Here is an 8,999-nt window from a genome sequence, read left to right as displayed (position 1 = left end):
GGCTTTGCCTATCTGGCGGTGGTGATCGACCTTTACTCCCGCCGAGTGGTGGGCTGGTCGATGCAGAACCGCCAGATGATCCAGACCTGGCGATCAAGGCAGGCAGACACCTATGCGAGGAATTGCTCGAACCCCTTCAAGACCATTGGGGCAGGATTGCGATCCGGTCTGCGTATCGCTCGTGTGAGGTAAATGGCTTTTGCAATGCGATGCAGCGCAAGAAGAAGGCCGGCTACACCTGTGCTTCGAACGAGAGCAATTTCGCGGGGCACATCTGGGATCGCCTCGATGTGAACGGACACATGGGGGCGATGGCTTGTGAGGTCGTTCCCAGTTTCTGGGCCAATCACCAAGAGCAAGGCGATTGGCAGATACTCGCTCGATGGATCCACGAGCACCTCCCTTACTCAACGCTCTATTTCTTTCCGACCTATTGGGCATTCAATATCGGCTGGCATGAAAGCCCCAAAAAGAGCATCAAGAGCTACGCAGAGCCTGCCGGAACATTCACTCCCTGACGGAGAAGCAAATCAAGATTCGAGTCCCAAAAAAGCTATCGTGATTACGGGCCAACTAATTGACAAGTGATCGGAAATCCGCGCGCATTCGGCGGCCCGGCCCACAATCCAGCCCTCATTTACTTCCAAGGCAGATCCTCGCAACTGGGGTTCGGCCGATTGCGGACACACTGCTTCTGGCGAGCGACGGACCACAACCCAACACTGATGCGATGCGATTCCCAGTAGCCTAGATTTGGTGCTTGAGGCACGTTTTTCGTGGCTCTAGGCGAAGTTCATGCGACGACGTTCGCCACCTTTGCCAAGATGCATGATCCTGCTGCTATCAGCGATTGCGCTGATCTTTGCGAATGTCGTTCCGACAGGTTGGATGCCGGCGAAGGCACGCGATGGTCGATTTGTCGTCCGCATCTGTTCGCAAGGATTAACCGAAGCACAGCGCATAAGGTTCGAAGCGCTCGCTCAAGCTCGGGTCGACCATGCTATGCATGGTGCCGATCAGCATTCCGGCGACGACCACCAAGCGGCCAGCGATCCGTGCCCCTACGGCGTGGTGGCGAACGCATTCGCGGTCCCGCCCGTTTCTCCGCCGATGGCAGAACCAGTCAAAGGCTTTGAAGCAGACTCGCCTCTCCTTGCTTCAAATGTCGGCATCGGGATGGGTCTGGCGGCACCGCCACCTCCGCCAACAGGCCCACCAATTTTTTCCTGAACGCGCTCTGCGACCAGCGGAGTTGATCACGCACTTCCGTATTCAGGATATGACCAATGAAATTTCCCCTTCGCCGGGCGCTTTTCAGTGCCTCGGCTCTTTCGCTTATCGCGGCACCAGATGCCGTAGTTGCCCGGCAATCCAATGCGCCAGAGGACGATCGTTCCAGCGCCAACGATCTGCTTACTGATACGATCATAGTAACGGCATCGAAGACCGACCCGTTCCAAGCGGATAACCAATCCCCTCCAGAGCAGATTGCAATTCCAGCCGACGCAGCGGGAATTGCCGCGCGCACGCCCGGAGGTGCACTGATTCAGAACGGCGCTCTTTCGGGACAGCTGTCCTATCGAGGACTATTCGGAGAACGTGTTCTCGGCCGTATCAATGGCCAGAGGTTTGCATCCGGCGGGCCAAACGCCATGGATCCCCCACTGCATTACGCCCCTTCCATCCTTATCGACCGGATCGAGATCACACGGGGCACGGCGCCCGTATCACAAGGGCCGAGCCTGTCCGCTGCGGTCAATGCGCAGCTTGTCGGGACGCGCTTCTCCGACACCGGTGAGCTTGCCGCCAACGCCTACGCAGCGGGGCAATATCGAAGTGTCGACAATAGCTACGCGATTGGCGGGCAGATCGGCATTGCGACACTTCGGTGGCGACTAGGCGTCATCGGTAGCCGCGAGGAAGGTGACGATTACGATTACGCTGGTGGCACGGCTATCGGCACATCTTTCGAGCGACAGCTTTATGGTGTCGAAGGAGGCTTTCGTGCTGGTGAAGGCGAATTCTTCGTCGAATACCGGCGCAGCGAAACCGACCCGACCGGCAACCCGCCTTTCGCGCTGGACATCGTCTATTTCGATACCGACTTCCTTCAGGCCGGTTACAGGGGGCAGCTTACCGATGACCTCCATCTTGAGCTACGGATGGGCCATGTTGCTGTTCGTCACCTTATGGACAACCAGACGACCAGGCAGCCGGCAGCTCAAGCCATGCGAGCACGTGCGACGTTCGCGGACGCTGACACCAACACCGGCGAAATTGCACTGCGCTTCGGCTCGGATTGGCGCAATGTAACCGTGGGCGGCGATGTCGAGATGGTCGACAAGGACGTGACGATCACCAACCCGACCAATGCCGCCTTTTTTCTGGAAGCCCAACCGAACTTGTCTTCGGAACGCATCGGCGGCTTCGTTCAGTGGCGTGGCGGTATCGGAGCTGCCGAGTTCGAACTTGGCGCGCGTCTTGATCGCACCAGCCAGACCGCAGGGGTCCCCCAGCTCGGAACAGCCGTTCCGATGGGACCGCGTATGCTCGCGGCAGCATTCGCTGCATCCGGACGCGAGCAAAGCGATACGACGGTGGATGTGGTTGCACGGGCATGGGTCCCGATGGGTGAATTCGTCCCGCGTGTGACCCTATCGCGCAAGACTCGTGTTCCAAGCCTTTTGGAACGTTTCGCATGGTTACCGACGGAAGCGAGCTATGGCTTGGCGGACGGGAATATCTATGTGGGCAATCAGGCTCTCGAGCCAGAGGTAGCCTATACCTTGGAGGCCGGCGCCGATTTTAACGGTGAAGTCTTCACGTTTCGCCCGACCGCCTACTATCGCCGGGTCGACGATTTCATCCAGGGCACTCCCTTCGATGCAACCGTTGGCGTGCTCGATACGCCGGTCGAAATGGTGGCGAATATGAACGGTGATCCGACGCCGTTGACGTTCCGCAATGTCGACGCCGAATTTTACGGCATGGATCTGGATTTTACCGTCCGACCGACAGCGCGCGTCCTGATCGACGGCACCGTGAATTACGTGCGAGGCATGAGGAGAGATATCGACGATGATCTCTACCGCGTTCCTCCCCTGAATGGGCGTATCTCGATTGCCTATGAGGGCGATCGATTCGCCATTGGCGGCGAGCTGACAGGTGCGGCAGATCAGAATGCCGTTTCGATCAGCAACGACGAGGATACCAGCGAGGGTTATGTCATTGCGGGATTGTTCGCGCAGTTCAGACTGCGCGATGGTGTGAAGCTCGAAGCTGGTGTCGAGAACATATTCGACACTTTCTACCAGCCGCACCTAGCAGGCAGGAACCGTGGGGAGGCATCTGACGTGCCGCTGAGCGAACGACTGCCAGGCTATGGTCGAGGTGTCTGGATCCGCACGAGCGCAAACTTCTGATCGTGATGCCAGCCGGGGCTGGAGCTCCGGCTGGCATTCTTCAACTGCGCTTCCGCGCAATCAGGTCGATCAGCGCCGACTTGCCCGAATGGCCGGTCCCCTCCTCGATCTCGGCATCGTAGGCATCGAGCAATTCGATCTCCCACGCCGAGAAGGCGCGGCGCAAACCGTCCTCCGTATATAGGTTCTCGATATTGGGCGGACCGCCTGTCCCATAGGCCAGCTGTTCTTCGCGGTAGCCTTCGAGCAGCAGCAGACCACCCGGCTTCAGCGAGCGATGCATGCCACCGAAGATGTCCTCACGCAGCTCGGGACCAGCAAACTGGATGAAGATGCCGACCACCGCATCGAATGCTTCCGCCGGCCATTCCCAATCGGCTAAGTTTACATGCCGATATTCGACTTCGACCCCTCGCCGCTCTGCAAGAGCTCTCGCTTTATCGAGCGCCCTTTCCGAAACGTCGCTAGCGACGACGCGATGGCCGTGCTGGGCCAGGAACACGCTGTTTCGCCCTTCGCCTTCGGCGACCGCCAGGACGTTCGATCCCGGGGTCAGGCGATGCACCTCGCGAGCCAGAAATGCGTTGGGCGCGGTGCCGAACAGATAATCGTCCGCCGAATAACGCTCATTCCAGAAGGCCGCCTGATCCGGTTCAGTCATGGGCCGCTTTCCAGGCTCCCATCGAGCCGAGATAGACGTCCAGATTTTTGAAGTCGCGGCTTGCCAGCCAGCCGGCAGCAACCGTGGCCCGCATTCCGCTGGCACACATCAACGTGTAGTGCTGCGCCGGATCAAGGTCGCGATAGCGCTCGTTGAGTTCGCCCACGTAGATGTGCTGGGAGCCTTTGATCGCGCCTTCCGCGCGTTCGTCCGCATCCCTGACGTCAAGCAGAGTCCAGCCATCTTTGCCACCTTCCAAGCGACGTTCGACTTCCTCGGTTCCAATCATCGGAATAGTCCGCATCGATTTGCCTTGCGCAGCTGCAGGAACGACGCCGACATAGCCGCCCTGGATATCGTCGAGTGCGATCCGCACGAGATGCGTCATGGCAACTTCGAGCTGGTCTTCATCGGAAGCAATGAGAGCGACACTCTCGCTTTCGCGGATGAACCATCCTGCGAATGCCGAGATCATGCCAATCGGCAGGTTCATGGAACCGGGCAGATGGCCGGACGCAAAGGCAAGCGGCTCGCGCACATCCACCAGGTGGTCGACATCGATGTCACTCAATTTGGACAGCGACAGGCGCCTGGGTCGCATAACACGAGGCGCAGCTTCGCCGCCTTCCAGATTGAGGCGCTCCATCAGCCGGAAGTAAGGCGGCTGGTAGTGATTTTCCTCCACCTTGAAATCGATGAAGGCATCGCGGCTTTCGAACTGCAGGCGCGGATTGTTCGCGCGTTCGTGGCCGAGGGTCGAGAATTCCCGTTCGGCCATCCCCGATCCACAGACGGAGCCCGCGCCATGAGCGGGGTAGAGAATGACCTGATCCCCGAGTGCCAGGATCTTTTGTAGCGAGTCGTAAAGAAGCCCGGCGACCTCACGCTTGCGATCGGGATAGAAATCCGTGCGTCCGACATCACCAACGAACAGAGCGTCTCCAGTGAATACGCCTACCGGGCCATCTGGATAAGCCGTGTCGTGTAGCGCAAAGGCAAGATGGTCGTCCGTATGCCCCGGCGTTTCCAGCACCTGGATTTTGAGCTGCCCTATCTCGAACTCATCACCTTCGCGCGCGGTCTCAGCATATTCGACCGCGCCGGCAGGGTTGGGGCCGTGCAGGACGCGTGCGCCGGTCAGTTCCCTCAGGATGGGCGCCCCCGAAACCAAATCCTCGTTGCGATGGGTTTCGAAGATATGGGTAATCTCCAGCCCCTCGGCGCGTGCCATTTCGACATAGCATTCGCAGTCGCGGCGCGGATCGATGACGGCCGCCTTCCCGCCCGAACCAATCAGGTAGGACAGGTGGGACAGGCCGGGGGTCTTGATCTTTTCGAGCAGCATAGTGCCTCCTTTATATGGAAAAAGCGGGACCGGCGCGAACCGATCCCGCTTTCAAAAGATTCGATGAGGGCGGACGCTCAATCGATTTTCACTGTGCGGAGGTAGGGACGAAGCGTAGTAAAGCCCTGCGGGAAACGCGCTTTCGCATCGTCGTCGGAAACTGACGGTGGAATGATCGCATCCTTGCCTTCGCGCCAATCAGCGGGCGTTGCCACGCCATGCTTGTCGCTGAACTGGAGCGCATCGATCGCGCGCAGGATCTCGTCGAAGTTTCGTCCCACGCTCATGGGATACGTCATGGTGAGCCGGATCTTCTTGTCCGGATCGATGATGAATACCGACCGCACAGCCGCCGTCTCGCTCTGATCCGGATGGATCATGTCATAAAGCTTCGCGATCTTGAGATCGGCATCAGCGACGATCGGGAATACGAGGTTGGTGTTCTGGGTGTCGTTGACGTCTTCGATCCACTTGGCGTGTTCTTCGGCAGTGTCGGTCGAGAGGCCAAGTGGCTTCACATTGCGCTTGTCGAACTCGCTGGCGAGCTGCGCGGTGCGGCCCATCTCTGTAGTGCAGACGGGGGTGAAGTCGGCCGGGTGGCTGAAGAAAAACACCCAGCTATCGCCAGCCCAGTCGTGCAGGCTGATCTCGCCATTCTGGGTGTCGACGGTGAAGTCGGGGGCGGTGTCACCGATGTGAAGGCTCATTTCGATTTCCTTGTTTCGTGTCGATGCACCCTTTGTAGAGAGACCCAGATACGCTGCCCAATTCAAATTATCGATTGCAATAAGTGATAAACCAACTGGCAAGACCGAAAGGCTGAAAACGCACTATTTCCGTTTGATGGTGCCTCCATCACTTAACTATCTCATATAACCTTCTAGAGCGCCGATGACGTCAGTTACGCTTTCAGCCAGAACCTGATGATCGAGGCTACGAGACCCAGCACGGTTATGCTCGCAAGCCAGATCACGAACATCCAACCGAGCCGCTGCCAGAGCGGGCGATCCTGTGGCTCGTCCATCAGTGATATCCCTCGTCCGCCACCTTGCCGCGGAACACCCAGTAGGCCCAGGCGGTGTAGGCGATGATGAGCGGCATGGTGATTGCGACACCCACTAGCATGAAGATCTGGCTGCGCTCCGGCGCAGCGGCGTCCCAGATCGTGAGGCCCGGCGGAACGACATAGGGCCACATGGTGACGCCGAGGCCGGCCATCCCAAAGAAGAACAACGCAAGGCTCAGCCAGAACGGCTTGCTGTGCCGGTCGACCGAAAGAGCTCGCAGCAACATGACGGCAATCACCGCCGTGAGGATCGGAACCGGTGCGGCGAAGTAGATCTCCGGCGCCGTCAGCCAGCGTTCGGCATATTCGGCGTTCAGGAACACATTGTAGAGGCTGACGCCTCCCATCAGCACCAGCGTTGCCCATGCCGCCCGCTTGGCTAGCTTTCGGGCATGATGCTGACTCTCCCCGTCAAGCTTCCACACCAGCCAGGTCGCGCCAAGCAGAGCGTAGCCGGCAACCGTGCCCAGGCCGGTCAGTAGCGTGTAGGGCGTGAGCCAGTCGAACCAGCTGCCTGCATAGGATCGGTCCACGACTTCGATGCCTTGAAGAAGCGCACCCAGCGTCATACCCTGCGCCATCGCCGCGACCAGCGAGCCGCCGGTGAAAGCCGCGTCCCAGTATCGGCGGTGCCCCGGATCACGCCAGCGGTATTCGAACGCGACGCCTCGAAACACCAGCCCCAGGAGCATTGCGATGATGAGCGGGTAGGTCGCGGGCAGGATAACCGCATAGGCCAGCGGGAAAGCTGCGAACAATCCACCGCCGCCCAGAACCAGCCACGTCTCGTTTCCGTCCCAGACGGGCGCGATCGAGTTCATTGCCCGGTCGCGCTCCGGGCCGACAACGAACGTTGGAAAGAGGATTCCGATGCCGAGGTCGAACCCGTCCATCACGACGTAAGCGAAGACTGCGAAGGCGATGATGAACGCCCAGATTGTCGTCAGGTCCACGTTAACGTCCATCGGTCGCCTCCTCGTGATCGCGCGGGAGTGTATCGGGATCGCCCGGGTTCTGTGACGGGCCAGGCGTAATGCCGGCGGTCCGGATCGGCCCGGTGTCCCCGCGCTTGACGCCATATTCGCCCGCGTGCGGTGGCTTGTGCATCAGGTGCAGGATATACCAGACGCCCGCGCCGAAGACCGCGAAGTAGACTACCACGAAAGCGAGCAATGACGCGGCGACCGCGGGGGCATCCAGCGGGCTCGCAGCATCTGCCGTGCGCAACAGGTTGTAGATCACATACGGTTGCCGACCGACCTCCGTCGTGATCCAACCAGCGATGACCGCAACGAAACCGCTGGGAGCCATGACCAAGGCTGCGCGATGGAGCATGGGCCATTCGTAGAGCTTCTTGCGGAAGCGAGCGAACAGGCTCCACGCTCCGATAGCAAGCATGGCAAAGCCGATCCCGACCATGATCCGGAATGACCAGAAGACGATGCCGACCGGCGGTTCCTCGTCGTCCGGTATTGTGTCCAGACCGGCAAGTGGCGCATTCAGATCATGCTTCAGGATCAGCGACGATGCCTTGGGAATTTCGATCGCGTAGTCGACACGCTTCTCCTCGCTGTTCGGAATGCCGAACAGGATCAGTGGCGCACCATCCGGATGGCTCTCGAAGTGACCTTCCATTGCCATGACCTTCTGCGGCTGGTGTTCGAGGGTGTTGAGCCCGTGCATGTCGCCCGCGAAGATCTGGATCGGCGCAACGATGGCCGCCATCCACATCGCCATCGAGAACATCTTGCGTGCGTGAAGGTTTGTCCGGTCCTTCAGCAGGTGCCAGGCTCCGACCCCGCCGACCACGAAGGCGGTCGTGAGGTAAGCGGCGATGACCGTATGGACCAGGCGATAGGGGAAGCTCGGATTGAAGACGATGTCCCACCAGCTTTCGCCTGGCAGGTATTGTCCGCTCGCCCCGATTTCATACCCTACGGGTGTTTGCATCCAGCTGTTGACCGAAAGAATCCAGAAGGCGCTGATGAAGGTGCCAACCGCGACCATGAGCGTGGCCGCGAAGTGCAGCTTCTTGCCGACCTTGTTCATCCCAAACAGCATGACCCCAAGGAAGCCTGCCTCGAGGAAGAATGCGGTCAGCACCTCATAGGCCATCAGCGGTCCGATCACCGGCCCCGCAATGTCGGAAAAGACCGACCAATTCGTGCCGAACTGGTAGGACATCACGATGCCCGAAACGACGCCCATCGCGAAGGCGATGGCGAAGATTTTCAGCCAGTATTTGAAAAGGTCGAGATAAATGGGTTTGCCGGTCTTCAGCCAGAGACCTTCGAGCATTGCAAGATAACTTGCGAGACCGATGGAAAAGGCCGGGAAGATGAAGTGAAAGCTCACCGTGAAGGCGAACTGGATACGGGCCAGCAGCAGGGCATCTAGCTGTTCGAACATGTCTTTATCCGTTTTGCTTTTCGGCGCGTGCCTTGCGCCAGCGATAGAAGGTCTTTTCGGAGATCTCGATTTCGCGGCAGCTCTCGCAAACGCCAT

Annotated in this window: 9 protein-coding genes and 1 pseudogene; 4 read left to right on the top strand and 6 right to left on the bottom strand. The window is 59.2% G+C overall.

The window, feature by feature from the left end:
- The 4 genes and pseudogenes from B2G71_RS24385 to B2G71_RS23115 form a co-directional block, all read left to right on the top strand.
- Positions 1-192, top strand: a pseudogene (locus tag B2G71_RS24385) (hypothetical protein); the annotation flags it as partial.
- A gap of 17 nt (positions 193-209) precedes the next feature.
- On the top strand, positions 210-518 hold the full coding sequence (locus B2G71_RS23120) for a hypothetical protein (protein ID WP_066766899.1): 309 nt from the start codon (positions 210-212) through the stop codon (positions 516-518).
- Between the two features lie 310 nt (positions 519-828).
- Positions 829-1,230, top strand: a complete 402-nt coding sequence (locus B2G71_RS23920) for a DUF2946 family protein (protein ID WP_141521686.1) — start codon at positions 829-831, stop codon at positions 1,228-1,230.
- Positions 1,231-1,286: 56 nt separating this feature from the next.
- Positions 1,287-3,422, top strand: a complete 2,136-nt coding sequence (locus B2G71_RS23115; protein WP_098109014.1) for a TonB-dependent receptor — start codon at positions 1,287-1,289, stop codon at positions 3,420-3,422.
- Between the two features lie 40 nt (positions 3,423-3,462).
- Here the strand turns inward: B2G71_RS23115 and B2G71_RS23110 are convergent, their stop codons facing one another.
- From B2G71_RS23110 to B2G71_RS23085, 6 genes are all read right to left on the bottom strand, one after another.
- On the bottom strand, positions 3,463-4,083 hold the full coding sequence (locus B2G71_RS23110) for a class I SAM-dependent methyltransferase (RefSeq protein ID WP_098109013.1): 621 nt from the start codon (positions 4,081-4,083) through the stop codon (positions 3,463-3,465).
- Positions 4,076-5,428: an MBL fold metallo-hydrolase gene (locus B2G71_RS23105; protein ID WP_098109012.1), complete on the bottom strand. Its 1,353-nt coding sequence runs from the start codon at positions 5,426-5,428 to the stop codon at positions 4,076-4,078. Before B2G71_RS23105 ends, B2G71_RS23110 begins: the two co-directional genes overlap by 8 nt.
- Before the next feature lie 77 nt (positions 5,429-5,505).
- Entirely contained in the window at positions 5,506-6,135 is a 630-nt protein-coding gene (locus tag B2G71_RS23100; protein WP_098109011.1) for a peroxiredoxin, read from the bottom strand.
- Positions 6,136-6,329: 194 nt separating this feature from the next.
- Entirely contained in the window at positions 6,330-6,452 is a 123-nt protein-coding gene (locus B2G71_RS23095) for a DUF2474 domain-containing protein (RefSeq protein ID WP_098109010.1), read from the bottom strand.
- Complete coding sequence (gene cydB / locus B2G71_RS23090; protein WP_098109009.1) at positions 6,452-7,459, bottom strand: cytochrome d ubiquinol oxidase subunit II; 1,008 nt, start codon at positions 7,457-7,459, stop codon at positions 6,452-6,454. The genes B2G71_RS23095 and cydB overlap by 1 nt, the downstream gene beginning before the upstream one ends.
- On the bottom strand, positions 7,449-8,903 hold the full coding sequence (locus B2G71_RS23085) for a cytochrome ubiquinol oxidase subunit I (protein WP_098109008.1): 1,455 nt from the start codon (positions 8,901-8,903) through the stop codon (positions 7,449-7,451). The genes cydB and B2G71_RS23085 overlap by 11 nt, the downstream gene beginning before the upstream one ends.
- Positions 8,904-8,999 lie beyond the last annotated feature (96 nt).

The sequence above is a fragment of the Novosphingobium sp. PC22D genome, from assembly GCF_002556635.1.
Lineage (GTDB): Bacteria > Pseudomonadota > Alphaproteobacteria > Sphingomonadales > Sphingomonadaceae > Novosphingobium.
The sequence above is the reverse complement of the archived record's forward strand: the minus strand, read 5'-3'. Positions and strand labels throughout refer to the sequence as shown.